The organism is Streptomyces sp. NC-S4 (assembly GCF_054353315.1).
In genome coordinates, this window is the sequence record NZ_CM135937.1 from 4,272,495 (window position 1) to 4,297,156 (window position 24,662).

A 24,662-nucleotide genomic window follows, 5' to 3' on the forward strand; every position below is an offset into this window, starting at 1 on the left:
ACCGTGACCACGCCCGCTTACGCCCCGCTCGCCGAGCGCGCCCCGTCCCACACCGCCCACCGCGCCGCCGCCGACCTGCTCGCCATCCGAGAGCAGTGGGGCGACCTGCTCGCCGCCATCGCCCGCCGCCCGGCCGCCGAGTGGCCGCCCCGCGACTCCCGCGCGCACATCGACGGACACCTCGCCGACCAGGCCGACGAGGACGAGCACCAGGACGACGAGCCCGCCATCGGGCGCACGCCCCTGACCCTGCGCCAGCACCCCGCGCCCGTGAACCTCGACGCCCTCGACGCCGCCCTCGACGTGGAACGCGAGCTGTTCGACCTCGCCGACCAGCTCGCCGCCCAGGCGCAGCGCCCCGTGCGCACCGGCCGCGACCGGCACGGCAGGTTCGTCCGCGACGAGGCCGACGCCGCCGACCCCGCCCGCTGGACGTGCACGTACCACCGTGACGCCGGACCGGCCGCCGCCGTCGCCCCCGGCAGCCGCGCCCACGGGTTGCACTGGGCCGCCGTGTGGGTCGAGGGCCGGCTACTCGGCGAGGACGTCGACACCGGGCTGTTCCGGGCCGTACCGGCGCGCGTCATCGACGAGGCCGCCGCCGTCGTCTCCCATGCCCGCCGGAAGGTCGAGCGGGCACTCGGCAGGGACGGGCGAACCACGGATCTACCCGAGCCGTGCCCGTGGTGCGGGGGCGACCTCGCGGCCCGTACGCGGGCGGGGGGCGAGCCGTCGGTGGCCTGCTCGACTGGCGACGAGGGGTGCCCGGCGCCCGCCGCCCTCGACCGGGGCCGGCGGGTATGGCGGGGGGCCGAGTTGGCCGGGTTGGCCGTCGCGCTGCACGAGGCGCGGCGCAGACCGGTGACTACCTGACCCACCCATTGAAGCCACTTCACAGCGTCTTGTGAAGTGGCTTCACTACTGTTACGGTCGATCTTGTTGGGCTTCCACCCCGACACCCCCGGGCCTTCCACCCCGGACCACCACCACCACGGGAGACACCCCATGGACACCACCGCCGAAATCTGGGCCACCACGCAGAGCCTCGCCATGTGGCACGCGTTCCCCGAGGACAGCGACAGCGCTCGGTGCCGCAGCAACATCCGCGCACGCTCCGCCGCCCGCTTCACCTGGGCCGAGACCAATAGGCCCTTCCAGGCCCCGCGCCCGCACTGCGAGGGATGCCGCAAGAAGCTCGCCGCCGAGGCCGCCGAGCAGGCCGCCCACGTCAAGGCCGCGCCGGCCCCCGCCGACCGCCGCCCCGACGTCGTCATCCCGGGCGCCCTGGCCGACATCCTCAGCGGGTCCAACCTCGCCACCGGCGATGACGACCACGACCCCGCCAGCAAAGCCACTCGCGAAGCCCTCGCCGCCGCCCGCCGGGGACGCGGTCGCACGCTGGTGATCCGGCCTGGCAACGTTGCCGTGCTCGACGTCATCAGCAGGTACGCCGACACCATCCTGGAGCACGCCAGGGATTACACGCGGGCAGAGATCACGGCCGCCCGAACATGGGTCGACCGCGCCGGACACGCCCGTACGTACTACGCCAAGGCCACCCAGAAACAGCAGATCGAGGCCGCCGGCCCGCTGACCGTCCAGGAAGCGCGCGCACGCGTGAACGCAGCCGGCGCGCGGGTACGTACGAACCCCGACGCCACCGACCCGGATTGGCGGGCCGCGCTCAATGAACTCGACGCCGCCCTCGAAGCCGCTCGACAGACCGACCCCATTGCCCGCGAGGCCCTGGCCTCCGCCGCAGACGCCGAGGCGCAGCAGGCCGCCGCGCTGATCACCGAAGCCGCGGCCGACGCGGGCACGTGGCGGGGCGAGTGGATCGGCGAGCAGCAGCCGGCCGACGTCCTGTTCGCCATCGAGGGGCCCGTCGAGCAGGGCGCACTCTTCGGCGACGCCGCGCCCGCCGAGCAGCCCGAGAAGCTGGTCGTCCGCGCACGGTTCGCACCCGCCGACGTCGAGCGCGTCAAGGCCAAGGCCGCCGCCGACCGCGCCGCGTGGCGCAGCGAGATGGACGCCCGCCGCGCAGCCGAGGCCGCCCGCTACGGGACTCCCGAGCAGGCCCCCGCCCGCCGCGTCGTCGAGGGCGTGATCGTCGAGCACAGCGGCACCAGCGCGGGCAGCACCCCCAGCCACGCCCCGCACCCGAACGTGCGCGCCGCCTGCGAGGCCCTGTCCGGTCTGGCCGTCGCCACGCTCACCGACCGGCACGACGTGAGCGCGCCGGCCGAGGAGGAGCAGGCCGTACGCGGGTACATGGTCGAGCCGCGCGAGGGCCGGCGCGTGGCCGTGTACTGGCTCGAAGGCGGCCGGACGATCCGGCACGACGACCGGTGGCACGGGGCCGCGCTGGACTGCCTCTCGTACCGCCTGACCACACGGGGGTGGACCGTCGAGGGCTTGTATCCGTCCTCGCAGTGCGTGTTCGCCGTCCGACCCGAGTAGACCCCCGTCGACCGCCCGCCCCGCGCCCGTGGGGCGGGCCCCGACCACCACCAGGAGCAGCACACACCATGAGCGAAGAACAGCAGGGCCGCGACCTCACCGAGTGGGCCAAATCCCTCGACGCCCGGTTCGCCGAGCTGCGCGGCGAAGAGGCGGAGTTCGACCAAGCCGTACGCCTCCGCGACCGCCTCAAGGAGGACGCCTACCGGTGGGCGCACCCGGAGCTGAACCCCACGACCCAGGCCGACCAACGCGCAGCCGCCGAAGGCTTGGCCACCGCCCGGAGTTGGACCGGGCCGGATGTCGCTAAGGCCGTGCGCGACCACAACGGGCGCATGCTCGCACGCGCCGGGTTGGAGATCGACCCGCCCAGCGCCGCAGTGCTGCGCGGGAAGATGCTCGCCCTGCTCGCCGAGTACGAGGAGGCCGCCGAGGTAAGCCGCGCCGGACGGGAAGCCGCTCACGGTCTGCGGGGAGTCGCCGATCGGTACGAGCGGGCCCAGACGTTCGAGGAGTGCGACGACATCGCCGAGCAGGCCGGCGCATCGCTCAGCCTCCCCGAGGCCGGACTCATCCGCCGACTGTCCAAAGCCCTTGAAGCGTCGTTGCCGGGGGTGATCGTTGACGCCCACGTGGACGGTATGAGCGCACGGCAGATCGCTCGGCAACTCGCATGCAGCGACCGCCACGCCTATCAGGTGATCAAGGACTACCCCTGGGAAGCGTCCTGGGCTCTGCACCGCGCCACGGACGACGGGGAGTGGGAGGAGGTCACGGCAGGTTTGATCGAGACCACCGAGACCGCCGAGGACCTCGCCAATCAGCTCATGGGGCAGCACCTCACTGACGCTCTCGCGCGTCGTGGCGCGCGCGTGCTTGTGTGGCGCGCCGGGGACGGGAACGACCCCGACGACACCCGGGGCGAGTGCGAGATCGAGGCCAGCGCGAAGGGCAAGCGTTGACGTCAGCATCACCTACCGAGGAGTTGCAGGTGAAGGGCCGTACGTACCACTACGTCTTGACCGTCCAGGCCCTCGAAACTGGTCGCCTTGCCACCGTTGAGGGCGTTGCGTTCGTTCGGCCGGAGGCCACCCGGCAAGACATATACCGGAACCTGATGGACAACGTCAGGCGTGAGCAGGCCCTCGAAGGCAACGTGATCACGCTGGCATTCATCTGCGAGCCCAACGACCTGTAAGGACAGCGCGGGCCCGGGGGATCTTCCACAACCGTCCCGGGCCCGACTCACCAAGGGAGACACCCCATGGCTACGCCCAACCCTACCGGCGCCCCCCGCACGGCCGCGCCGGCCGTCGGTACCCGCACGTCCGTGCGCGTCGATCAAGCCCTGTCCGACGACCTCGCCATACTGATGCGCCCCGGCGTCAACGCGTCCGACGCGATCCGGGCCGCCGTCGGACAGCTCGCCAACATCTACCGGACCGCGTGGCATCACGGTGTTTGCCCGTCGGACACGGCACCGCGGATCCTCGCCTACCAGCTGTACGGGCAGGCCACGACACCGCCCGCGACCAGTGCGTATGACGTCCGACAGCCCGCCCCGGGCGTCAGCCCGCACCTGCCCGAACCGCCGTACGGCGCGCACGTCGCCGCGTGACCCGCGCGCCCCGTCGTCCGACCGGCGGGGCGCGCCCGTCCGACCGGTCGCGGCCCTGTATGCGCGCCTGTCCGACAGGGACTTGCGCCGTTACCTTTCCGTGACCTAGAGTTCGAGGCGACCCCGGCATGCCCGGAAACAGTCGCTCCACACCAGCGCCCCGCCACCCTCCCCGGCGGGGCGCTTTTGTATGCCCCCCTGCGGGCCCCTGGCCGGGCAGGAGGTGAGCCCCATGGCGCGCCCCATCACCGACCAGGACCGCGCAGCGGTTCGCCGCCTGCACGCCCAGGGCAAGGCCCGTAACGAGATCGCCCGCAACATCGGGCGCAGCGCCTCGACCGTGTCGAAGATCGCCGCCGCGTTCGACCCCCCGCTCAGCTTCGACCGCGCCGCCGAGGTCGAGACCGCCACCCGCGTCCGCCGCGCCGACCTCGCCTCACGCCGTGCCGAACTCGCCATCACGCTGCAAGACGCAGCCGAACGCGAGGTCGGCCGGATGACACAGCCGCAGCTGTACTTCGAGTGGGGCGGCAAGGACCACGAGTACGACGAGAAGTGGCAGCCCGAGCCGACCCCCGCCGACCGCCGCACGATGATGGCGACCGCCGGGGCCGCCCTCGACCGCTCCCTCAAGTTGGCGCCGCCGCGCGACGAGGCCGGCGAGCAGTCCCGATCGGTGATCGGCCAGCTCATGGCAGGACTCGCCCGCAACTACGCCGAGCGCCACACCACCGAGGCCGCCGACGATGGCGACTGACCTTGCCCTGTCGACCAAGCAGATAGACAGCATCGTCGAGGCCACGGCCTTCCTGAACGTGTGGGAAGGCAGCGTTCGTTCCGGGAAGACCATCGCCAGTCTCCTCCGGTGGCTGGGGTACCTCGCCGACCCGCCCACGGGCGGGGAACTGGTCATGGTCGGCAGAACCCGCGACAGCCTCGCACGCAACGTGTTCGGGCCCCTGATGAACCCGGACGTGTTCGGCGAGATCGCCCAGGACATCCACTACACCAGCGGCGCCCCCACAGCGACCGTCATGGGGCGCACCGTGCACGCCCTGGGCGCCAACGACGCCCAGGCCGAACCCAAGGTCAGAGGCTTGACGTGCGCGGGCGCGTACGCCGACGAGCTGACTACGCTCCCCAAGACGTTCGTAGACCAGCTCACCGCCCGGTGCAGCGTCCCCGGATCCAAGATCTTCGGGACGACCAACCCGGACAACCCCGCTCACTGGCTGAGGAAGGAGTACCTACTCCGGCCCCGCGAGGCCCGCCTCAGGTCGTGGCACTTCCAGCTCGACGACAACCCGGGATTGGACGACGAGTACAAAGCCCGCATCAAGTCGACCCACCGCGGCTTGTTCTACAAGCGGAACGTCCTGGGCTTGTGGGTCCAGGCCGAGGGCGCCATCTACGACATGTGGGATGAAGACGAGCACGTTGTCGACACCCTGCCGGAGATGCGCCGTCACTGGATTGGCATCGACTACGGCACGGTGAACGCCACCAGCGCGATCCTGCTTGGCGAGGGCGTCGACGGGGTCCTGTACGTGTGCGCCGAGTGGCGCTACGACTCCCGCACGGCGCGCCGCCAGATGACCGACGCCCAGTACAGCGCCGCCCTGCGCAAGTGGGTCACGGAGCTGGGCGTACGGCCCGAGTGGACGTTCTGCGACCCCAGCGCAGCGAGCTTCATCACGCAGCTGTGGGCCGACTCGTACGAGGGCGTCGCCCGTGCCTCGAACGAAGTCGTGGACGGGATCCGGTCCGTGGCATCCCTGCTCGGCGCCGGCCTACTGCGCGTGCACCGCTCGTGCGCCGGCCTGCTCGACGAGCTGCCTGGTTACGTGTGGGACGAGGCCGCCGCCGCCCGGGGCGAGGACAAGCCCGTGAAGAAGGCCGACCACTCCTGTGACGCCCTCCGCTACGTCGTCCACTCGACCGCCCACGAGTGGCGGCACCTACTCACCGCACCGCCCTAGGAATCCCCCCACATGAGCGCCCCCACCGCCATCCCGACCGCGATCACCCTCGACCAGCGCCGCGCCGCCTGCCGCGCTCTGGGCCTGCCCCCGGCCCTGGTCTACGACGTCCGCATGCACGCCCGCGACGGGGTCGACGCCTGCCTGTACGTCCTCGACCGCGAGGGCCGGCGGATCCACCACGGCGAGCAGCCGCTCACCGCCACCGTGCACATACCCCTGTTCCAGGAGGTGACCACCCGTGGCACTCCCTGAGACCGGCGCCGCATGGCCGCCCCCGCAGTGGGCCCCGATCTACGACCGGATCCGCATCGATGACGCGTGGTACTCCGGCGACTCAAAGCGTCTGGCACGTCTGCACGGCGACGTCCAGGAGCAGCCCGGACGCCGCCGGTTGTGGGGCCGCCGCTCCCAACCGGCGGCGGGCCGTGACAACCGGCTGCACATCCCGCTGCCGGGCGACATCGCGACGGTGTCCGCTGACTTGTTGTTCGCGGACATGCCCGCCGTCCGGACCCCGGACAAGCTGACACAGGCCCGTATCGAGCAGCTGCTCGACGAGGGCCGCGTGCAGCAGATCGTGTCGGGCGCGGCCGAGCAGGCCGCCGCCCTGTCCGGGGTGTTCCTGCGGGTGACGTGGGACAAGACCCTTGCGGCCCGGCCGCTTCTCACCGTGGTGCAGCCCGACGCCGCGATCCCCGAGCACCGGTTCGGCATGCTGCGCGCGTGCACGTTCTGGGAGGAGCTTCCCAGCGGCGACACCGTCACCGTGTGGCGGCACTTCGAGCGGCACGAGCCCGGCCGCGTCATCCACGCGCTGTACCGGGGGACGTCCAACAACGTGGGTCGTCCGGTCCCGCTCGCCGAGCATCCCGCGACTGCCGACCTGGTCGGCTCTCTCGACCCCGGCGGGGACGGGCAGACGATCAGTACCGGTATCCCCCTGCTCACCTGTACCTACGTGCCGAACATCGGGCCCAACAGAAGCCACCGCGGATCCCCGATCGGCCGCTCGGACTACGCCGCGCCGTTGTACGACCTGTTCGAAAACCTCGACGAGGTGTGGACGTCGTGGATGCGGGACATCCGCCTCGCCCGCGCGCGCCTGATCGTCCCGACCGGGTATCTGCGCAGCGAGGGACCGGGCAAGGGCGCAGCCTTCGACGCGGACCGCGAGGTGTACGAGCAGCTGAACATGCCGCCCAATGAGGGCACGGGCATCACGCTGAACCAGTTCGATATCCGCGTCGCAGAGCACCAGCAGACCGCCGAGGCCATCATGAGGCAGGCCGCCCAGTCGGCCGGCTACTCCGCCCAGTCGTTCGGCCTGCACGGCCAGGGCGAGGCGATCACTGCAACCGAGTCCGACAGCCGCGACCGCCGCAGCAACGTGACCCGGCGGAAGAAGGCCGGGTTCTGGAGACACGGCCTCGCCGACATGCTGCACGTCATGCTGTGGCTCGACGCCGTTCAGTTCGGCACGCGGATCACCCCCGAGCGCCCGAACGTCGAGTTCGGCGACGGGGTCGCGGAGTCGGAGCAGCAGACCGCTACAACGCTCGACCTGCTCGCCCGCGCCGGGGCCGTCTCCACCGGCACCAAGGTTCGCATCCTGCACCCCGAGTGGGACGACACTGCCGTACGGGCCGAGGTCACGGCGATCCTCACCGAGACCGGAGCTGTGGCCCCGGACCCCGTAGGGAACTTCCCGCTCGCAGCGTGACCGGCAGGGGGTGAGAGCGTGCCGATTCACCCGGGCATGGTCGAACCCCTCGCCGAGCGCACCCGCGACCTGTACGCCGCCGCTGAGGACCGGCTACTTGGCATCATCGCCCGCCAGCTCGCCGCGGGTCTGGACGCGCCCAGCTGGGCCGAGCAGAAGCTCGGCGCCGTCCAGGCCATGCGCCGCGCCGCCGGGGCCGTCGTCGACGAGCTGCACCAGGCCGTCACCCTCGACGTGTTCGACGCGGTCGCCGAGTCCTACAACCGGGGCCACCGCGCCGCCGTCGCCGAGCTGGGCGCCCTGCCCGACGACGCGCGCCGGCTGATCGACGACCGGCTACCGCAGGCGCAGGCCGTCGACCGCCTCGCACAGGAAACCGTCGACGTGGTCACCTCGACCCACCGCGGAATCCTGCGCGCCATAGTCGACCGCTTCCGCGCCGTCGTCTCGGAGGTCACGGCCACCGTGGCACTCGGCACCGGCACCCGCCGCCAGGCCACACAGGACGCCATGCGCCGATGGGCCGACGAGGGAGTGACGTCCTTCCGCGACAAGTCCGGCCGCCGCTGGCAGCTCACGAGTTACGCGGAGATGGCGGTACGGACCGCGACCGGGCGCGCCGCGACCGAAGCCCACATGCGCACGCTCGCCGAGCACGGGGTCGACCTGGTCGTGGTCTCCGACTCCCCGCGCGAGTGCCCACTCTGCCGCCCGTGGGAGGGCAAGGTGCTGTCGATCAGCGGCCCGGCCGGCGCCCGTACGGTCGAGGTCGAGCACGCCACCGAGGACGACGTCATGACCCCCGTCCGCGTGGCCGGATCGCTGGACGAGGCCCGCCTCGCAGGGCTGCAACACCCGAACTGTCGTCACTCCGTATCCACGTACACCCCGGGTCTCACGGTTGTTGAGAAGGCCACCAGCGACCCCGACGGGTACGAGGCCGGGCAGAGACAGCGCGCCATCGAGCGGAAGATCCGCCAGTACAAGCGGAGGCAGGCCGCCGCCGTCGCCCCCGAGGCGAAGCGCGCCGCCGGGATCCGGCTCCGGCAGTGGCAGGGCGCCATGCGCACCCACCTCGCCGCGCACCCCGACCTACGCCGGTTGCGCCAGCGAGAGCAGCCCGGAGCGTCGAACCTGCCCGAGCCGCGCACCGCGCCGACGCCCGAGCAGGTCGAGGCCGCCCGGCTGTTCTCCGGAGACGAGAGCACCCCGCGCGAGATGAACGACGACCAGCTCGCCGCCGCCATGCGCTCGAACGTGCTGGACGCCCGCGCCCGCGCGCGGGTCGAGGCCGAGGCCGACCGCCGCGACCTTGCCGCCCTGCTCGACCGGGCGCGCCCCGGGGGCCGGCTGGTCGACGACCTGCTCGCGCTGTCCGATGACGAGCTTGCGCGGATCCTGCCGCACCTCGACGACGCCGACACCGTGCGCGTCATGGCCGAGGTCCACCGCCGCAACCGCGCCGGGGACCTGCCGGGCGTGCGCGCGGACCTGGTGCACCTCTCCGATGACCAGCTCGCCGCCCGCTACCGCGACGCACCCCACGACCAGGAGGCCACCGCCGCTGAGGCAGCCCGCCGCGACCTGCTCGCCCGCACCTTCCCCGCCGGAACGCTCCGCGCCGACCTCGACCAGGTCGACGACGACACCCTCGCGTGGGCCATGGCGTACGCGGACCCCGCCGAGTTGCTGCGGATCGCCGAGGAGATGGACGCCCGCGACGGGGTCGACATGCCGGAGCCGGCCACCACCGGCGACGCCGTCGACGACCTGCTCGCCGACCGCCAGGCCCTCGCCCAGGCCCTCGCGCCCGCGCCCGACCCCGACGGTTGGGGCGCCCTCGCGGACGACGCCGTATGGGCCGCCGTCGCCGCCGGGGACGGAGCCCCCGCACCGGCCGCAGCCGAGGAAGGAGAGCACGAGGTAGGACCGCGGATTACCCGCCGCCAGGCCCGCGAGATGTACGACGAGTACGTCTACCGGCAGTACCTCGCCGCCGAACAGGACTGCAACGGGTACCTGCTCAACAAACGCGCCCAGGCCGCCGGACACGACCCGGGGGCCTTGTTCTCCGGCCCGGCCCGGATCGCCTACAGCCGCGCCAGCGACGAGCTGAAAGAGTGGTGGAAGACGAACGGCCGACTCACGCAGGCCGAGTTCATCACGAAGGCCACCGGGCAGCGCCAGCGTTGGGCCGAGGGCGCCGAGAAGAACGAAGCCGACCAGCAGAACAAGAGGTGACCCGTGGGGACACGCGCGCAGATCGTCGAGGCGCACCAGAAGGGCACCGCCGCCGGGCGCTCCGGCGCCTCGCCGACCGTGTGCCCGTACGGCCGTAACGACATCCTGCGCACCGCGTGGATCAAGGGGTACGCGGCGGGGCGACGACAGGCGGGGAAGCCGAGCCCGGAGTAGCAGGCCGGACCGGCAGCGCCCCGGCCTCGCCCACCATGCGGAACAGGCGCCCCACGATGGACGTCAGCGGCCCCAGAAGCCCGAACGTGCAGCCAACCCGCCGCGCGTCCGTACGGGCCGCCAGAAGGATGCTCAGCCCCGAGCAGTCGCAGAACGTCACACCCCGCATGTCGACGTCGAGGCGGTACGCGCCGCCCGTAAGCGCAGCCTGTAGCGCCGCGCGCAGCAGCGGCCGAGTGTCGTAGTCCAGCTCCCCGGCCACGGTCATCGTGACCCGTCCGCGCGATTCCGCTACGGACACACAGAGCCTTCCATCCCCATGAGTCATGCCCCCAGCTTGCCCCATCCCGGGGCCCGCCAAGGCAGGGCACCGCCCAGTGCCGATCACCCGAAGGGCCCGCCAGGTGGGGGCCCTTTCCCGTATGCCCACGCGCCCGCCAGGAGCGGGCCGACCAGCCCCAGGAGGGCGACACCATGAGCACCCCCACCCCCACCCCCGGCCCGACCGGCGAGCAGGGCACCCCGAGCGCGGCCCCCGGGCAGGACCCGAACACCGCGCCGACGCCCGCCGCGCCCCCGGCCGCGCCGGCCCCCGGCGAGCAGGACCAGGCCGCGACGATCGCCCGTCTGGAATCGGACCTCGCCGCCGCCCGCGCCGAGGCCGGTAAGGGCCGCATCAACGCCAAGCAGGCCGCCGCCGACACCGCGCGCGCCGAGCTGACCGCGCAGCTGCTCGGCATCCTCGACCCGTCCAAGGCGGGTCAGGAGGCGACGCCGGAGGAGCTTGCCCAGCAGCTCACCAGCGCGCAGGACCAGGCCCGGCAGACCGCCGTACAGCTCGCCGTGTACCGCACCGCAACGGCGGCCGGGGCCGACCCTGACGCCCTGCTCGACTCCCGACAGTTCGCCGACGCCCTCGCCGACGTCGACCCGGCCGACACGGCCGCCGTCACCGCCGCGATCAAGGCCGCCGTCCTGGCGAACCCCCGACTCGGCGCCAAGATCACCGGCCCGCCCCTCGCAGGGCGCGAGTTCGGCAGCGCCCCGCCCCAGGGCATCACCGCCGAGCAGTTCGCCGCCATGGGCTATCGCGAGCGCGCCGAGCTGTTCCAGACCGATCCCAGCACCTACCGGCGCCTCGCCGGCTGATACCTCCCGGCACCGCGCCGGGCCCCTGCCCGGCGCCCCCGCGCGCCGGAGAAAGTGAGCAGCAATGCCGCAGACCACCAGCGCGCAGATGATCGTCCCCGAGGTCTGGGGCGACATGGCGCAGGCCGCGTTCCTCGGAAAGGTGCGCGTCGCCGGATCCTCCGCCGTCGTCGAGGACAACACCCTTGAGGGCGCACCGGGCCAGACGATCGAGTTCCCGAAGTGGGGCGCGCTCGGCGAGCTGGACGACCTCGCCGAGGGCACGCCGATGACGCCCACGCCGATGTCGACCAGTTCCGCCGAGGCCACCATCAAGGAGGTCGGCAAGGCCGTTGAGATCACCGACCGGGCGCGTCTTGTGTCGCTCGGCGACCCGGAGGCGGAGGCACGCCGCCAGTTCGGCATCCTCGCCGCCCGGAAGGTCGACGCCGCGCTGATCGCCCAGGCGCAGGCCGACGAGACCGCGCAGGGCGGGGGCAACCCGCTCAAGATCACCACAGCCGCCGGAAAGACCAAGTTCTCGTGGCTCGACGCCATGGTGCCCGCCATCGGCACGTTCGGCGACGAGTGGGAGCCGTCGGACTTCTCCGGGATCTATCTCAACAGCGTGCAGCTGGGCGAGGCCATGGCCGACCCGCAGTTCATCGACGCGTCCAAGCTGGGCAGCGGCGAATCCGCGGCGGCCTCCGGCAGCATCGGCCGAATCGGTGGCGTGTCCGTGTTCGTGACCAACCGAGTCGCGGCCGGAAAGTTCCTGCTCATCAAGACCGGTTCTCTTGGCCTGCTCTACAAGCGGCGCCCGCTGGTCGAATCCGACCGCGACATCCTCGCCCGCTCCACCGTCGTGACCACGACCATGCACTACGCCGTGAAGCGGCTCGCCGACCGGGGCGTGTGCGTCGGCACCCTCGCCGCGGCCTGACCCCGGAGAAACGATCCTGCATGCTGCTACGCCGCCACCACCAGCCACCCAAGCCCCCGGACGACACCGAGCCGGACGACGCACCCCCGGACGCCCCGCCAGCCAAGAAGCCGGCGGGGCGTTCTGCGTCCAAGCGCAAGGAGGAGTAGCCGTTGGCCAGGGTCTACGCGACGCCCGAACAGCTCGCGATGTGGATGCCGGACGACGACGCGGCCCGCCTGCTGGCACGGGCCAGCGCGGACATCGACGACGCGCTACTCACCGCCGTGTACGACGTCGACGAAGACGGAGACCCCACCGATCCGGAGATCGTTACCGCACTGGCAAACGCCTCCTGCGCGCAGGTCGAATACTGGCTCGCGTCCGGCGACGACGGCACCGGCGCCGGTGCCCGGTGGGACTCCGTCAGCATCGGGCCGGTGGCCCTCACCGGGCGCCGGCCCGGCCCGCGGGACGCCTCCGGCGTCGACCTCGCCCCGCGCGCGTACCGGGCGCTGCGCGCGGTTGGCCTGCTGCCGGGGGTGATCGGGTGATCATCCCCGCCGTGTTCCTGACTCAGCGCGTCACCGTCGAGCCGTACCTCGGGGACACCGCCTACGGGCCCGCCTACGGGCCGCCCGTCCCCGGCATCCGGGCCATGGTCGCTCCGACCGTCCGGCAGGTCCGACGGGCCAGCGACGGCCGCGAAACCGTGTCGACCGCCCAGGTCATCACCGCCCCGGGCCTCGACTGCCCGCCCGGGTCCCGCATCACCCTCCCGTCCGGCCGGATCACAACCGCCCTGTCGGTCGCCGACCACAGCGCCCCCGGCCTGCCCGTCCCCGACTGCGTGGAGGTGATGTGCGAATGAGCCCCCAGCGCAGCCGCCTACGGCTCAACGGTGACGCAGTCCTGCGCGGCACCCGCGCGGGGGCCCTCCGGGGCCTGCGCCTGGCCGCCGAGCACGTGCTCGCCGAGTCCCGCAAGCGCGTCCCGATCGAAGAGGCCACCCTCGAACGCTCCGGTACGGCCACCGTGGACGAGTCCTCGCTCACGGCCGCCGTCTCGTACGACACCGTGTACGCGGTCCGCCAGCACGAGGAGCTGTCCTACCAGCACGACGCTGGACGGACCGCGAAGTACCTCGAAGGGCCGATGACGACCGAGGCCGACCAGGCCGCCGCGATCATCGCCGCGCAGCTGCGCCGGTCCCTGCGTGGCTAGCCCGCTCGACTCCCTCGCCCGGTACCTCGCCGCCCGCGCCTTGGTCGTCTACGACCCGGCGGGCGTGTCCGGCGACTGCTTCATCGAGGCCATGCCGCCGGCCCCCGATCTGGCCGTGTCCCTCGCCCTGTACGACGCGGGCGCGCACACCTCCCGCGACGACGACCAGGACCGCCGCCTACAGATCCGGGTGCGCGGCACCGCCGACCCGCGCGTCTCCCGCGACCGGTGCGAGGCCCTGCACGACGCGCTGCACGGCCTCGCCGGGGTCGAACTGCCCGGCGGTATCTGGCTCACCCTCGCGACCGCGCGCGGCCTCCCCGCCCCCATGGGGCCCGACTCATCCGGCAGGCACGAGCACGTCGTGAACCTCGACCTCGCCCTCGCCGCCCCCACCACCTTGTAAGGAGCACCCCCCATGGCGGACACCCGCCCCATCGACGCCCGAGGCTGGCGTTTCGAGGTCGAGGACACCGACTCGGACCCGGACGTCTGGCTTCCGATCGCCGGTATCGACACGTGGAACTACAACCCGTCCGAGAACGAGGAGACGACCGAAACGGTCGCGTTCGACTCCGCCGGGCAGTACGAGCAGGACGTCATGCAGCGCGGCGCGTCCCTGTCCCTTGAGGGGAAGTACCGCATCAGCAAGGCCACCAAGGCCCGTGACCTCGGGCAGGCGTACATCGACAACGATTGGGCCGAACGGCTCGGCTACGAGTCCCGCAACCGCCTGCGGTACCGGCACGAGACACAGACCGTGTGGCGCGTCTGGGAGGCTACGGTTTCCCCCGGCGAGCAGGGCGGCGGCAACAACGACAAGACGTCGTGGTCGGCTACCTTCACCCGGTGCGGCGCGGCCACGACCATGGCGGTCGCCCCGTGATCGAGAACCACGACGACACCGACCAGGCCGCCGAGGTCGCCGAGGTCGCCGACTTCGACGCGTTCTTCGCCGAGCAGACGCGGCCCGCCCCGAAGGGCGTCCCGCTGCGCCTGTACGGGCGTGACTACGTCCTGCCGCCGCAGCTGTCCACGATCTTCGCGCTACAGCTTCACCGCGTCCACAACAGCGCCCACCCCGACGACATCCGCCGGCTGCTCGCCGCGCTGTTCGGGCCGGACGCCGTCGACCACTGGGCCGAGAACGGCATGGACGACCGCTCCTTCGGCATCGTCCTGCTGTGGTCGACGTCGAACATGACCTCGCCCGGCAGCATGACCATGGCCGAGGCCGCCGAGGCGCACGACGCCCGCGAGGCCGCCAAGGGCACGGCGGGAAAAGCCCGGCCGCGCCCCCGCCCGAAGGGCAAGCAGGGCAAGCCGCGGAGTTCTGGCAAGCGGTCCTGACTAACTGGGCGTCCGTCGAGGCGGACCTCGCCCGCGAGTACCACCTCGGCGAGAACCAGGTTGCGCAGATGCCCGTGCGCCGCTTCCTGGTCCTGCTCGGCGGACTGCCGTCCGAGTCCCGTTTCGCGCAGCGCTGGCAGCGCACACCGCGCACCGTGAACGACCCGGCCGAGATCGCAGCTCTCACCGGCATGCCTATGTAAATAGTGAGTTAGCCGCCTAACCGCGCGGCCGAGGGGGTGATCTCCCCTTGGCCCTCACCATCGGTGAGCTGACCGGTTATATCGACCTTGACGACTCCGGCGCACAGGCCGGTGTCGAGCGGACCGAGGCCGCTCTCGAAGGGCTCCAGCGCGATGCTGACGGCCGCCTCAGGGACATGCGTGGGCGGTTCGTCGCCGCTGGCTCGGAGATGGGCGGGGGCCTCGCCGGAGGGTTCGAGGCGGGCGCGGACCGGGCGGGCCGCAGCCTGGCCGGCATCGGCCCGATGCTGGGCGCAGCCGCCACCTCGACCAAGCTTCTCGCCGGAAGCGCCTTGGTCGCTGGCGGCGCGGTCGCCGCCGTCCCGCTCGCCATCATCGGGCTGGGCGCCAAGGTGCTCGCCGAGAACGAGCAGGTAAAGAGCGCGTTCTCGGACATGGCCGAGTCGGCCAAGGCCACCGTTCAGAAGGCCGCTCAGCCGCTCGTCAAACCGTTCGTCGAGGCGGCCGGGCAGATCGGCCAGACCGTCAAGGACATCGCGCCCCGACTGGGCGAGCTGTTCGCCGGGGTCGCCCCGATGGTTCAGCCGCTCGTCGCGGGCATCGGCGATCTGGTCAAGAACGTCATGCCCGGCCTGGTCAACGTCGTCCAGGCGGCACAGCCGGTCGTCGAAACCTTGTCCGAGGGCTTCGGCCTGCTCGGCGACGGCCTCTCTGGCTTCTTCGACGGGGTCAGTTCCGGCGCGGCCGGAGCGGCTGAGGGGCTGTCGGGTTTTTTCGAGGGCCTGTCCATCATCCTGCCCGCACTGGGCGGGTTCATCGGGACGCTGGCCGAGGCCGGCGGACCGGTGCTGTCGGCCCTCATGGGGGCGCTCGCGCCGCTCGTCGAGACCCTGCTCGACGCGCTCGCCCCCGCACTGGCTTCCCTGGGCCCGCCGCTCGCGCGGCTGATGACGGCCCTGGGCGACGGCCTCGCGCCGATCGTGGGCGCGCTCGGGCCCGTACTCGGCGCGGTCGCGGGCGCGTTCGGCACGCTGATCGACGCCGTCTCGCCGCTCCTGCCGGTCATCGGCGCGCTGGTCGCCTCCGTCCTGCCCGCCGTAACGCCCCTGCTCAACGCGCTGGGCGACGTCCTCGTACAGCTGGGCCCCACCGTCGGGATCCTGGTCGAGGCGCTGGCCGGTGCACTGTCCCCGATCCTGGCCCAACTCCCGGGCCTGGTAACACCGTTCGCGGCTGTCATCGGGGAACTGGCAGAAACGATTCTGCCGATCCTCGCGGATCTGATCTTGGCTCTGTCGCCGTCGCTCGCGACGGTCGGCGCGGCCTTCGGTCAGGTCCTCGTCGCCCTGGCCCCGCTGCTGCCCGCCATCGGTCAGCTGCTCATCGGCGCACTGAACGCGCTGATGCCGCTGATCACCCCGCTGATCGGGCTGATCGGACAGCTCGCGGGCATCTTCGCAAACGGCCTGGCCGCCGTCATTTCGCAGGTCGTCGTACCCGTCATCAGCGCCGTCGTGGCCCTGCTGAACGGAGACTTCGGGAAGGCGTGGGACCTCGCCAAGCAGGCCGTGTCCAACGCGGGCCAGCTGATCGGACAGATCGCCGGGAAGTTGGGCGAGTGGATCAGCGCGGGCATCGACAAGGCCGTCGAGTTCCTGCGCGGCCTGCCCGGCCGCGCGGCCTCCGCCGTCGCTCCCATGGCCGGCCAGCTGCGGGACCGCGCGGTGCAAGCCATGTCGGACTTCAAGAACGGCGTGGTCAACAAGGCGAACGAGGCCGTCAGCTGGATGCGCGGCCTGCCCGGCATGCTGTCGTCCGCCCTGGGGAACCTGGGCTCGCTCCTGGTCGACAAGGGCCGCGACGTCGTACGCGGCCTGTGGAACGGCATCCAGTCCATGGGGTCCTGGCTCCGCTCCACCTTGATGGGTTGGGCGAAGGATCTGATCCCCGGGCCAATCGCCAAGGCTCTGGGGATCCACTCCCCATCGCGCGTCATGGCGCGGGACGTCGGCCGGTGGATCCCGGCCGGTCTGGTCAAGGGCATCGAGTCCGGACAGGGCGCGGTCGACCGCACCATGCGCCAGCTCGTCACCCCGCCGCCCGCGCCGGCCCTCGCGTTCGCGGGCGCCAGCGTGGGCGCCAGCCCGTTCGGGCAGACGTCGCCGTTCGGCACGGCCGGGGGCGCAAGCGGCGCGATGGTGCACGTCGAGCACTGGCACGCCGCCGAGAACGGCACACCCGACGACAACGCCCGCGCGCTCGCGTGGGCCGCGAAGGCACGGGGGTGAGCTGATGTCCGCTGGTGATCAACTCACCTCCCCCGGGCAGGTCCAGTTCGGCGGCCTGCTGCTCGGCGCGGGAACGCCGTACCGGTGGAAGACCCTGGCCGGGTGGGAGTCCCTTCCCCCGCTCGACTCCGGCACCGTCCTGCGGGCCGGCGGGCACGGCGCCTACCCGGGCAGTCTGTTCGCCCAGGCCCGCACCATCACGCTCGACCCGCTGTTCATACGGGCGCCGTCCCACCGAATCGGCGAGGTCGTAGGCGCGCTGAACGCCGCTACCGGCGTCGCCGCCGACGAGCAGCCCCTCGCCGCGTGGCTCGACGAGCGCGGGCCCCTGCTCGTCCACGCGAGGATCCTGCGGCGGCACATCCCCGTCACGACCGGATACCAGCAGGGCGTCATCACCGGGGCCGCACTCCAGTGGGAGGCGACCGACGCCCGCCGGTACGGCATCCACGAACAAGAGGCCGCCGCCCGACTGCCGCAGGCCGAGGAAGGTCTCGACTGGCACACCGACCCCGGCCCGGAGCACCTAGCCGAGCCGCTGGACTTCGGTACGCCCGGGTCCACCGGAACCCTGATCGCCGTCAACGACGGCGACGCGGACACCCACCCCGTCGTCACCTTCCGCGGCCCCGTGTCGATGCCGTCCCTGACCAACATCACCACCGGCGCCGTACTCGAATACGACCTCGACCTCGCCGCCGAGGACCGGCTCACCATCGACACCGCAGACGGCACCGTCGTCCTGAACGGCACGGCCAGCCGCCTCTATACCGCCACCTCGCGCAGCGCCGCCGAAGAGGCGTACACCCTGCCGCCCGGCCCCACCGCGCTGATCTTCCGGGCCGCCCCCGGCAGCGACGACCCCGCCGCTTCCGTCACCGTGCGCTACCGCGCCGCCTACTGGTAGGAGGACCCCCCTTATGACCGTGCGCGCCGGATGGCTGCTGCCCAACGGACAGACCCGCGAAGACACCCGCCTCGCCCCCCTGGGCACCATGGCGCCCGAAGGCACCCTGACCACCCGCGATGGACTGATCGCCGGAGGCAGCGGACTGGCCGCCACCGGCGTAGGCGCCATGCAAGTGCAGATCAACACCGGCCGCGCCATCATCCAGGGCACCACCGCCCAGGGCGCTTACCCGGTCGCCGTGACCGCGCCGGTCACCCTGACCGTGCCGGACGGGCACGCCCAGCACCCCCGCATCGACGCCGTCGCCATCCGGCTGTACGACGCGCTGTACGACACGAGCCAGCAGACCGCTGTACAGCTGGAGATCGTCACCGGCACGCCGAGCGCAACGCCGAGCGCGCCGGGCCTGCCCAACTCGTCCATCCGGCTGTGGGAGATCGCTGTACCCGCCGGGACGTCCGCCGGTACGGGCGGGATCAGCTGGGCGTCCGCGCTCACGGACCGCAGGCGGTACACCTCCGCGTACGGCGGGATCGTGCCGCGCGGCTACTCCCTCTCCTTCAACGGCGGGTATCCCGGGCAGTACCGCGACAACGGGGCCGAGCTGGAGCGCTGGAGCGGGACCGCGTGGGAACCCGTGATCAAGCCGATCCAGTGGCAGGCCCTTCCCCTGCCCGCCGGCCTGGTCTCGCCCTCGCACTCGCCTGCCCAGTACGCCATCCACAACGACCGCGTATGGCTGCGCGGGGAGATCGCCAAGTCGGGCGGGGGCAACATCAACAACGGCGCCGTTGTGGTGAACCTGCCCGGCACCATCCCCGCGCCTTTCTGGCTGCACCTGCCGTGCGGCCTCGCAGGGAGCACCGCCCCGACCGGCGCCCTGGTGGGCCGTACCGGGTTCGTCCTCAGCATGGCCGGCCCCACGTGCTGGGCCATCTACCTGAACGGGATCTCGTGGGCGCGCCCATGACCAGGGCGTACCGCGCCCTGATCTGTGATCTCCGCTCCGATCAGCTGCTCGACGTACTGCCGCTGCACGGGGTCTCCCTCGACACCTTCATAGGCAAGATCGGCAGCTGTACCGGCACCATCCCCATACCGAACACCCGGATCGCCGCCCGGGTCCGTGAGTCCGTCATCCCCGGCCGCACGGCCCTATGGCTGGAGCGCGACGGCGACATCTGGTGGGGCGGTCTGATCTGGACCACCGAGATACGAAGCGACGAACGCGGCCGGATATCCATGAGCCTCCAGGCCGGATCATTCGAAAGCTACCTCGACCACCGGCTGTTGATGACGTCCGGCGTCGCCGAGGGCATGGACCAATTCGACCTGGCCCGGTACATGGTCGAGTACGCCCAGGACACCACCGGCGGAGACATCGGCATCGAGTACGACGCCCGCACCTCCGGGGTACTGCGGGACCGCACCTACTCGCGCTACGACCTCAAGACCATCCGCGAAATGCTCGACGGCCTCGCCGGGGTCGAGAACGGGTTCGAATGGCGGATCGCCGCGCACCGCGACCCCGTCAGCGGGCGCCGCATCAAGCGGTTGCAGCTGGGACACCCGGTCATCCGCACCGGCCGGAACGACATCGTCCTCACCCGGCCGGGCCCGGTCCTCTCGTACACGTGGCCTGTCGACGCGACGAAGCAGGCCACCGTGTGGCAGTCCCGGGGCGCCGCCATCAACACGAACGCCGCCGCGGATTCCGTACCGCTCATGTCGGCCGAGCTGGTCGACACCACCGCGCACGCCGCCGGGTGGCCGCGCCTCGACGGCTCCAGCGACCACACCACCGTGGAACAGCTCTCCACCCTGAACCGGCACGCCGCAGGCGACTGGGCCGCCGCGCGCACCCCGCGCACCATCCCCGAAGTCACGGTCGCCCTCGCCCGCACCCCCCTTACCCCCGCCCTGCTCGGCGCGACCGTCCGCCTGCGGATCAACGACCTGATGTGGCCCGACGGCCTCGACGCCCGGTACCGGGTCGTCGGAGTCGCCATCACCGCGCCGGAGCGCGGACGCCCCGAAGTCGCCCGCCTCTTTCTGGAGTTGCCCTAATGGCCGCTGTTCCGCAAGACCTGCTCGACCGCGTCCGCGACCTCGAACGGCGCGTCCGCGAACTCGCCGGGCGCGCCCAGATGCGTCCGGCCCTGACCGAGATCATGCACGGCGACATCCGGATCGGCGAGGGTGGCCGGCTGATCGCCCAGGCCCCAACCGGAAAGGTCGTGTTTGAGTCCGGACAGACCCCCCAAGGGGACTGGGGTATCAAACTCGCCCGCGAGAATGGCACCCCTGCCCTGACCGTCGGACACGACGTGTCCACCACCAGTCAGATGATCCGCATTCAGTCGCGGGACGAGGGCGCGAAAAACCGGCAGCTCTTTATGGACGACTTCTACTCGGACCGATTTCTGGGCCGCCCGTGGATTCCGCTACAGCTCCACCCAACTGAGCGACAGGACACCGGCCAGACCAGTTACGAAATCGCATGGTGGGGCGGGGGCCCCGCCATCAACGCCGTCGCCGAGATCACGCTCGTGACCTACGCCGCCGCAGGTGGGGGACAGGTCAAGGTCACTAAGGAGTCCGCCGCCGGATCCCAGATCGTAGCCGAATACGACTGCCCGGCCACCGACTGGACCACCCGCGTAATCACCGTCCCCATGCACGGCGTCGAATACATGGAATACGTGACGTGGACGGTAGAACACCGCTGCAAAACCTCCGGGTCCAACATCGAGACCCGCCTCTATTGCGCTACCGGCCGGAACACATACACAGCGGCTGAAAAGCCCACCGACCCGATTCGAACCCCTTAGGAAGGAGCCCCGCCATAACTCTGCCCGTCACCATCCCCGTCGTCACCGTTCGGGGACGCTTCCTATTCCCCAACGGCCAGCCCCTCACCGGGTCCGTGTCCTTCCGGGCCCCAGCAATGTTGACCTTCGGCGCCGCCGACGTCATTCTCGGCGGCCCGGTCACCGCCCAGCTCGACCCCCAGGGCCGAATATCGGTCACCCTGCCCGCGACGGACGCCCCCGGGATGACGCCCACCGGCTGGTCCTACGTCGTCACCGAACAGCTCGCCGGGGTCGGTACGAACCGCTCGTACAACATCCTCATCCCCGCCGCGAAAGACGACGTTGACCTCGCCGACATCGCGCCCACCGACCCGACGAAGCCCAACTATCTGGCCGTCCCCGGACCGACCGGCCCGAAGGGCTCCACCGGCCCCCAGGGCATCCAGGGCCCGCCCGGACCGTCGAACACGAAGTGGCGCCGCCGCGACCTACCCGACCTCTTCACCGCGGATTCCCTGTACCCCGGACCGGCCCCGGTCATCACGACCACGCTCGGCACCACCCCGACCGCCGGATACATCCGGCACGTGCCCGCCCCCGTCGCCCTCACCGGCAGCGAGGTCCGGGGCGCGTTCACGTTCGCAGGGGCAGGCGGGTTCCTGGCCGGCACCGGCACCCCCGACAACCAGTACGTACTACCGACGTCGAGGTACCCCAACCTCTACACCAGCGGACAGGCCGTGTGGTGCGTCGAGTTCGGCACCGACAGCCGGTACATCCAGGTCCGTTACAAGCACATCAGCACCGCGTCTCAGTTCCGCCTGACCATCGACGGGCGCAAGGTCAGCGACACCACCCAACCGGCGGGCGGCACCAACGCCGGATCAGGCCACCTGATCACCATCGACCTTGGCAGCGCCGTCCCCCGGACGATCCGGCTCGACTGCACCACGATGCCGTTCGGCGGGGTCTACCTCCCCCCGACCGCTGGTCTGTGGCGCGTCCCGTTGCAGGGCGGGCGCCTGGCCGTCCTGGGCGACTCCATCAGCGACGGGAGCGCCCACAACACGGGCGGGGGCCAGGGCACATGGGTGGCGCGCGCCGCCCGCCTGCTCGGCACCACCGACGTGTGGGAGTCGGGGCGCGGCGGTACCGGGTACGTCAACCCGGGCACCTTCGCCACCTTCGGCACCCGGGCCCCGCTCGACATCATCGGATGGGCCCCCGACCGGCTGATCATCTTCGGGGGGTACAACGACGTCGCCGGGAACGACCAGGCCGTCATCCGGGCCGCCGCCGACGCCCTGTACGCCCAGATCAAGCAGGGCCTACCCGCATGTGAGACGTACGTACTCGGCTGCTGGGCCCCGACGGGCACGCCGGCCCCCAGCATCGTCGCCACCGACGAGACCCTGAGGGCCGCCGCCGCAGCCGCCGCCCTGCCGTTCGTCTCCCCGGTCACCGGCACGATCTACGCCGCGAACGGGCAGGCCGTCGCCACGCACGGCCCGTGGATCACCACCGGCAACGCCCCCATCTACGTGGGCACCGACCTGGTGCACCCCACGGACGCCGGGCACTTCTACCTCTCGCGCCGCATCGTCGGCGCCGTGCGCGAACTGCTCCCCGCGTAACCACCCCTCCCCGCCGCACCCCCGCCGCGCACCGCGCCGGGGGCCACAGCCATGCCCAGAAAGGGCCCCGCGTGAAGTTCATCAGCCGCACCCAGTGGGGCGCCCGCGCCTCCCGCTACAAGCTCACCCGCATACCCGACGCCCGGGGCGTGAAGGTCCACTACGAGGGCTCGTACGTCCCCCCGAGCCTCGCCAACCCCGACGCGCACGGCCAGTGCGCCGGACGCGTACGCGCCATCCAGGCGCAGCACCTCGCCGACGACGACGAGGACTATTCGGATATCGCGTACTCGGCGATGGTGTGCCCGCACGGCTACGTCTACGAAGGCCGCGGCGCCCACTACCAGACCGGCGCCAACGGCACGTCCGCGCTGAACCGGGCGCACTACGCCGTGTGCGCCATGGTCGGAAACTCCGGCCTCACCGAGCCGACCCCCGCCCAGCTCGACGGCATCCTCGACGCCGTCGCATGGCTGCGCGCCGACGGCAACGCCGGAGACGAGATCAAGGGCCACAAGGACGGGCACCCGACCGCCTGCCCCGGCGGTCCGCTGTACGCGTGGGTCCAGCGCGGCGCACCGCGCCCCGGCGGCACCCCGGACCCGGGCCCGACCTCGGGCCCGAAGTTCGAGCCGTTCCCCGGGGCCGCGTGGTTCAAGAGCGCGCCCCGCTCGCCGATCGTCACCGCCATGGGCCGGCGCCTGGTCGCCGAAGGGTGCGGCCGGTACCGCAGCGGCCCCGGCCCGCAGTGGACCGACGCCGACCGCCAGAGCTACGCCGCTTACCAGCGCAAGCAGGGCCACACCGGAACCGGCGCCGACGGGTGGCCGGGCCCGAAGACCTGGGACGCCCTCCGCGTCCCGAAGGTCTGACCCCCACCCACCGATCCGGCCGCCCGGGTGGCCGGACCCACCCCGAGAGGTACCCATGACCCCCGCCAACAAGCGCACCGTCCGCACCGCCCTACAGACCGCCGTCGCACTCGCCCTCGCGCTGCCCGCCATCGTCGCTGCGTCCGGCATCCCGGCCACCCTCCCGTACGTCGCGGGCGCCCTGGCCGTCGCCGCTGGCCTCGCCCGCGTGATGCAGCTCCAGGCCGTCGAGGCGCTCCTCGACCGCGTCGGCCTGGGCCTGGTCGACACCGAGGCCGCAGAGTGACCCCGCCGGCCCCGGACGACACCGCCCCCGGCGTCGCCCTCGAACTCGAACGCCTCCGCGCGGTCGTCGAGGTCGGCATGACCCGTATCGACGGCTCCCTCGCCCTGCTCGTGCAGCGAAGCGACCAGACCGACAGCAAGATCGCCGACCACGAGGCCCGCCTCGACAACCTCGAACGAGGCCGCTGGCCCCTCCCGTCCCTCGCGGCCCTGGTCGCCGTCCTGGGCGTCCTACTCGCCCTCTGGCAGGCCGGGCCCGCCCGATAACACCAACGCCCCCCGTACGGCCGCTCAGGGCCGTACGGGGGGCGCTTCTCTGCGTTCAGGGCCTGCTCCACCCCGTGGTGGTCGGTAGGAGTTCTCGCGCCTGCTTCATCAACACCTCATCTTTCAGGGCGAGTCGTCCGATGTGCAGCTCGCTATGGCCGTACATGTTGCCCCCGTTGCCGTGGGGCACGGACCGCCCCTCAGATTCGAGGACCCACTCGGCATCCTCCACTTCCAAGGACCCCGACTTGGGCACCGTCCGCGCGGACCAGGCCGTGCACAAGATCCAGTCGGTTCGCTGCGACGCTGCCGCGTTCGACGGAATGTGCCGGGCCGCCACGTCCGTGAAATGGATGTCCGGCGCCTCAGGGATGGGGATATACCCGACGATCGCCACCGTGCCGAAGTGCCCATATGACGTGTAAGCGGCCACGCCCCAGACTTGGGGCTCCCACATGTGCAGCAGTGGGAACAGCGTGACTCTCCCCGTGCCGGTTAGCTCTCTTGCCATCTGCGCCTCTCCTCGCCCAGTGGAACAGCCCCGCCCCAGTGTCCCAGGGCGGGGCCGTCT

Annotated in this window: 31 protein-coding genes; 29 read left to right on the top strand and 2 right to left on the bottom strand. The window is 71.9% G+C overall.

Annotated features, from left to right (window positions below):
* Nucleotides 1-3: 3 nt before the first annotated feature.
* From ACXNSR_RS18970 to ACXNSR_RS19020, 11 genes are all read left to right on the top strand, one after another.
* A complete protein-coding gene (locus ACXNSR_RS18970; protein ID WP_458643146.1) occupies nucleotides 4-873 on the top strand; it encodes a hypothetical protein in 870 nt (289 codons plus the stop codon).
* A 132-nt stretch (nucleotides 874-1,005) separates the two neighbouring features.
* Nucleotides 1,006-2,460 carry a hypothetical protein gene (locus tag ACXNSR_RS18975; RefSeq protein WP_458643147.1) on the top strand — a complete coding sequence of 485 codons (1,455 nt, stop codon included), beginning with the start codon at nucleotides 1,006-1,008 and terminating at the stop codon, nucleotides 2,458-2,460.
* A gap of 68 nt (nucleotides 2,461-2,528) precedes the next feature.
* Entirely contained in the window at nucleotides 2,529-3,422 is an 894-nt protein-coding gene (locus ACXNSR_RS18980) for a hypothetical protein (protein WP_458643148.1), read from the top strand.
* A 56-nt stretch (nucleotides 3,423-3,478) separates the two neighbouring features.
* Nucleotides 3,479-3,658, top strand: coding sequence for a hypothetical protein (locus ACXNSR_RS18985; protein ID WP_458643149.1), 180 nt, complete (start codon nucleotides 3,479-3,481; stop codon nucleotides 3,656-3,658).
* 66 nt (nucleotides 3,659-3,724) lie between these two features.
* Nucleotides 3,725-4,078, top strand: coding sequence for a hypothetical protein (locus ACXNSR_RS18990; protein WP_458643150.1), 354 nt, complete (start codon nucleotides 3,725-3,727; stop codon nucleotides 4,076-4,078).
* A gap of 232 nt (nucleotides 4,079-4,310) precedes the next feature.
* Nucleotides 4,311-4,835 (top strand): helix-turn-helix domain-containing protein, encoded by a 525-nt coding sequence (locus ACXNSR_RS18995; RefSeq protein WP_458643151.1) that lies wholly within the window; start codon nucleotides 4,311-4,313, stop codon nucleotides 4,833-4,835.
* Nucleotides 4,825-6,057 carry a PBSX family phage terminase large subunit gene (locus tag ACXNSR_RS19000; protein ID WP_458643152.1) on the top strand — a complete coding sequence of 411 codons (1,233 nt, stop codon included), beginning with the start codon at nucleotides 4,825-4,827 and terminating at the stop codon, nucleotides 6,055-6,057. Before ACXNSR_RS18995 ends, ACXNSR_RS19000 begins: the two co-directional genes overlap by 11 nt.
* 12 nt (nucleotides 6,058-6,069) lie before the next feature.
* Nucleotides 6,070-6,312, top strand: a complete 243-nt coding sequence (locus tag ACXNSR_RS19005) for a hypothetical protein (RefSeq protein WP_458643153.1) — start codon at nucleotides 6,070-6,072, stop codon at nucleotides 6,310-6,312.
* Complete coding sequence (locus ACXNSR_RS19010) at nucleotides 6,299-7,780, top strand: phage capsid protein (protein ID WP_458643154.1); 1,482 nt, start codon at nucleotides 6,299-6,301, stop codon at nucleotides 7,778-7,780. Before ACXNSR_RS19005 ends, ACXNSR_RS19010 begins: the two co-directional genes overlap by 14 nt.
* Before the next feature lie 18 nt (nucleotides 7,781-7,798).
* The gene (locus tag ACXNSR_RS19015) at nucleotides 7,799-10,021 is read left to right on the top strand and encodes a phage minor capsid protein (RefSeq protein WP_458643155.1); all 2,223 of its coding nucleotides are present in this window, start codon (nucleotides 7,799-7,801) and stop codon (nucleotides 10,019-10,021) included.
* A gap of 3 nt (nucleotides 10,022-10,024) precedes the next feature.
* The gene (locus ACXNSR_RS19020; RefSeq protein ID WP_458643156.1) at nucleotides 10,025-10,195 is read left to right on the top strand and encodes an Rmf/CrpP fold protein; all 171 of its coding nucleotides are present in this window, start codon (nucleotides 10,025-10,027) and stop codon (nucleotides 10,193-10,195) included.
* On the opposite strand, the gene ACXNSR_RS19025 is transcribed toward ACXNSR_RS19020, so the two are convergent.
* Nucleotides 10,143-10,541 (bottom strand): STAS domain-containing protein, encoded by a 399-nt coding sequence (locus tag ACXNSR_RS19025; RefSeq protein WP_458643157.1) that lies wholly within the window; start codon nucleotides 10,539-10,541, stop codon nucleotides 10,143-10,145. The two genes, ACXNSR_RS19020 and ACXNSR_RS19025, sit on opposite strands and share 53 nt — an antisense overlap.
* A 128-nt stretch (nucleotides 10,542-10,669) precedes the next feature.
* Between ACXNSR_RS19025 and ACXNSR_RS19030 the strand changes: the two genes are divergently transcribed.
* The 18 genes from ACXNSR_RS19030 to ACXNSR_RS19115 all read left to right on the top strand — a co-directional run bounded on the left by ACXNSR_RS19030 (nucleotide 10,670) and on the right by ACXNSR_RS19115 (nucleotide 24,091).
* A complete protein-coding gene (locus ACXNSR_RS19030) occupies nucleotides 10,670-11,344 on the top strand; it encodes a hypothetical protein (protein WP_458643158.1) in 675 nt (224 codons plus the stop codon).
* Nucleotides 11,345-11,408: 64 nt separating this feature from the next.
* Entirely contained in the window at nucleotides 11,409-12,266 is an 858-nt protein-coding gene (locus tag ACXNSR_RS19035) for a phage major capsid protein (protein WP_458643159.1), read from the top strand.
* 152 nt (nucleotides 12,267-12,418) lie between these two features.
* Nucleotides 12,419-12,799 carry a hypothetical protein gene (locus tag ACXNSR_RS19040; protein WP_458643160.1) on the top strand — a complete coding sequence of 127 codons (381 nt, stop codon included), beginning with the start codon at nucleotides 12,419-12,421 and terminating at the stop codon, nucleotides 12,797-12,799.
* An 11-nt stretch (nucleotides 12,800-12,810) separates the two neighbouring features.
* A complete protein-coding gene (locus ACXNSR_RS19045) occupies nucleotides 12,811-13,116 on the top strand; it encodes a hypothetical protein (protein WP_458643161.1) in 306 nt (101 codons plus the stop codon).
* Nucleotides 13,113-13,469, top strand: a complete 357-nt coding sequence (locus ACXNSR_RS19050) for a hypothetical protein (RefSeq protein ID WP_458643162.1) — start codon at nucleotides 13,113-13,115, stop codon at nucleotides 13,467-13,469. Before ACXNSR_RS19045 ends, ACXNSR_RS19050 begins: the two co-directional genes overlap by 4 nt.
* Entirely contained in the window at nucleotides 13,462-13,875 is a 414-nt protein-coding gene (locus ACXNSR_RS19055; protein ID WP_458643163.1) for a minor capsid protein, read from the top strand. The genes ACXNSR_RS19050 and ACXNSR_RS19055 overlap by 8 nt, the downstream gene beginning before the upstream one ends.
* 12 nt (nucleotides 13,876-13,887) lie before the next feature.
* Complete coding sequence (locus tag ACXNSR_RS19060) at nucleotides 13,888-14,355, top strand: phage tail tube protein (RefSeq protein WP_458643164.1); 468 nt, start codon at nucleotides 13,888-13,890, stop codon at nucleotides 14,353-14,355.
* A complete protein-coding gene (locus ACXNSR_RS19065; RefSeq protein ID WP_458643165.1) occupies nucleotides 14,352-14,819 on the top strand; it encodes a hypothetical protein in 468 nt (155 codons plus the stop codon). The genes ACXNSR_RS19060 and ACXNSR_RS19065 overlap by 4 nt, the downstream gene beginning before the upstream one ends.
* Before the next feature lie 68 nt (nucleotides 14,820-14,887).
* Nucleotides 14,888-15,022, top strand: coding sequence for a hypothetical protein (locus ACXNSR_RS19070; RefSeq protein WP_385572740.1), 135 nt, complete (start codon nucleotides 14,888-14,890; stop codon nucleotides 15,020-15,022).
* Between the two features lie 47 nt (nucleotides 15,023-15,069).
* Nucleotides 15,070-17,310: a phage tail protein gene (locus ACXNSR_RS19075; RefSeq protein ID WP_458643166.1), complete on the top strand. Its 2,241-nt coding sequence runs from the start codon at nucleotides 15,070-15,072 to the stop codon at nucleotides 17,308-17,310.
* A 4-nt stretch (nucleotides 17,311-17,314) separates the two neighbouring features.
* Nucleotides 17,315-18,217 (top strand): phage distal tail protein, encoded by a 903-nt coding sequence (locus ACXNSR_RS19080; protein ID WP_458643167.1) that lies wholly within the window; start codon nucleotides 17,315-17,317, stop codon nucleotides 18,215-18,217.
* Between the two features lie 13 nt (nucleotides 18,218-18,230).
* Nucleotides 18,231-19,190, top strand: a complete 960-nt coding sequence (locus tag ACXNSR_RS19085; protein WP_458643168.1) for a hypothetical protein — start codon at nucleotides 18,231-18,233, stop codon at nucleotides 19,188-19,190.
* A complete protein-coding gene (locus tag ACXNSR_RS19090; protein WP_458643169.1) occupies nucleotides 19,187-20,287 on the top strand; it encodes a hypothetical protein in 1,101 nt (366 codons plus the stop codon). Before ACXNSR_RS19085 ends, ACXNSR_RS19090 begins: the two co-directional genes overlap by 4 nt.
* Nucleotides 20,287-21,051 carry a hypothetical protein gene (locus ACXNSR_RS19095; RefSeq protein ID WP_458643170.1) on the top strand — a complete coding sequence of 255 codons (765 nt, stop codon included), beginning with the start codon at nucleotides 20,287-20,289 and terminating at the stop codon, nucleotides 21,049-21,051. Before ACXNSR_RS19090 ends, ACXNSR_RS19095 begins: the two co-directional genes overlap by 1 nt.
* A gap of 116 nt (nucleotides 21,052-21,167) precedes the next feature.
* Nucleotides 21,168-22,667 (top strand): SGNH/GDSL hydrolase family protein, encoded by a 1,500-nt coding sequence (locus ACXNSR_RS19100; protein WP_458643171.1) that lies wholly within the window; start codon nucleotides 21,168-21,170, stop codon nucleotides 22,665-22,667.
* Nucleotides 22,668-22,738: 71 nt separating this feature from the next.
* Nucleotides 22,739-23,539 (top strand): peptidoglycan-binding protein, encoded by an 801-nt coding sequence (locus ACXNSR_RS19105; RefSeq protein ID WP_458643172.1) that lies wholly within the window; start codon nucleotides 22,739-22,741, stop codon nucleotides 23,537-23,539.
* Between the two features lie 55 nt (nucleotides 23,540-23,594).
* A complete protein-coding gene (locus ACXNSR_RS19110; RefSeq protein ID WP_458643173.1) occupies nucleotides 23,595-23,825 on the top strand; it encodes a hypothetical protein in 231 nt (76 codons plus the stop codon).
* Nucleotides 23,822-24,091: a hypothetical protein gene (locus ACXNSR_RS19115; RefSeq protein WP_458643174.1), complete on the top strand. Its 270-nt coding sequence runs from the start codon at nucleotides 23,822-23,824 to the stop codon at nucleotides 24,089-24,091. The genes ACXNSR_RS19110 and ACXNSR_RS19115 overlap by 4 nt, the downstream gene beginning before the upstream one ends.
* Nucleotides 24,092-24,146: 55 nt before the next feature.
* On the opposite strand, the gene ACXNSR_RS19120 is transcribed toward ACXNSR_RS19115, so the two are convergent.
* A complete protein-coding gene (locus tag ACXNSR_RS19120; protein ID WP_458643175.1) occupies nucleotides 24,147-24,602 on the bottom strand; it encodes a hypothetical protein in 456 nt (151 codons plus the stop codon).
* Between the last annotated feature and the right edge of the window lie 60 nt (nucleotides 24,603-24,662).

Coding starts and splice junctions, on each gene's coding strand:
- ACXNSR_RS18980 (WP_458643148.1), top strand. CDS start 2,529: ATGAGCGAAGAACAGCAGGGCCGCGACCTCACCGAGTGGGCCAAATCC.
- ACXNSR_RS18990 (WP_458643150.1), top strand. CDS start 3,725: ATGGCTACGCCCAACCCTACCGGCGCCCCCCGCACGGCCGCGCCGGCC.
- ACXNSR_RS18975 (WP_458643147.1), top strand. CDS start 1,006: ATGGACACCACCGCCGAAATCTGGGCCACCACGCAGAGCCTCGCCATG.
- ACXNSR_RS19070 (WP_385572740.1), top strand. CDS start 14,888: ATGCCCGTGCGCCGCTTCCTGGTCCTGCTCGGCGGACTGCCGTCCGAG.
- ACXNSR_RS19095 (WP_458643170.1), top strand. CDS start 20,287: ATGGCCGCTGTTCCGCAAGACCTGCTCGACCGCGTCCGCGACCTCGAA.
- ACXNSR_RS19050 (WP_458643162.1), top strand. CDS start 13,113: ATGAGCCCCCAGCGCAGCCGCCTACGGCTCAACGGTGACGCAGTCCTG.
- ACXNSR_RS19060 (WP_458643164.1), top strand. CDS start 13,888: ATGGCGGACACCCGCCCCATCGACGCCCGAGGCTGGCGTTTCGAGGTC.
- ACXNSR_RS19035 (WP_458643159.1), top strand. CDS start 11,409: ATGCCGCAGACCACCAGCGCGCAGATGATCGTCCCCGAGGTCTGGGGC.
- ACXNSR_RS19090 (WP_458643169.1), top strand. CDS start 19,187: ATGACCAGGGCGTACCGCGCCCTGATCTGTGATCTCCGCTCCGATCAG.
- ACXNSR_RS19005 (WP_458643153.1), top strand. CDS start 6,070: ATGAGCGCCCCCACCGCCATCCCGACCGCGATCACCCTCGACCAGCGC.
- ACXNSR_RS18995 (WP_458643151.1), top strand. CDS start 4,311: ATGGCGCGCCCCATCACCGACCAGGACCGCGCAGCGGTTCGCCGCCTG.
- ACXNSR_RS19080 (WP_458643167.1), top strand. CDS start 17,315: ATGTCCGCTGGTGATCAACTCACCTCCCCCGGGCAGGTCCAGTTCGGC.
- ACXNSR_RS19025 (WP_458643157.1), bottom strand. CDS start 10,541: ATGGGGCAAGCTGGGGGCATGACTCATGGGGATGGAAGGCTCTGTGTG.
- ACXNSR_RS19085 (WP_458643168.1), top strand. CDS start 18,231: ATGACCGTGCGCGCCGGATGGCTGCTGCCCAACGGACAGACCCGCGAA.
- ACXNSR_RS19110 (WP_458643173.1), top strand. CDS start 23,595: ATGACCCCCGCCAACAAGCGCACCGTCCGCACCGCCCTACAGACCGCC.
- ACXNSR_RS19120 (WP_458643175.1), bottom strand. CDS start 24,602: ATGGCAAGAGAGCTAACCGGCACGGGGAGAGTCACGCTGTTCCCACTG.
- ACXNSR_RS19030 (WP_458643158.1), top strand. CDS start 10,670: ATGAGCACCCCCACCCCCACCCCCGGCCCGACCGGCGAGCAGGGCACC.
- ACXNSR_RS19000 (WP_458643152.1), top strand. CDS start 4,825: ATGGCGACTGACCTTGCCCTGTCGACCAAGCAGATAGACAGCATCGTC.
- ACXNSR_RS19100 (WP_458643171.1), top strand. CDS start 21,168: ATGTTGACCTTCGGCGCCGCCGACGTCATTCTCGGCGGCCCGGTCACC.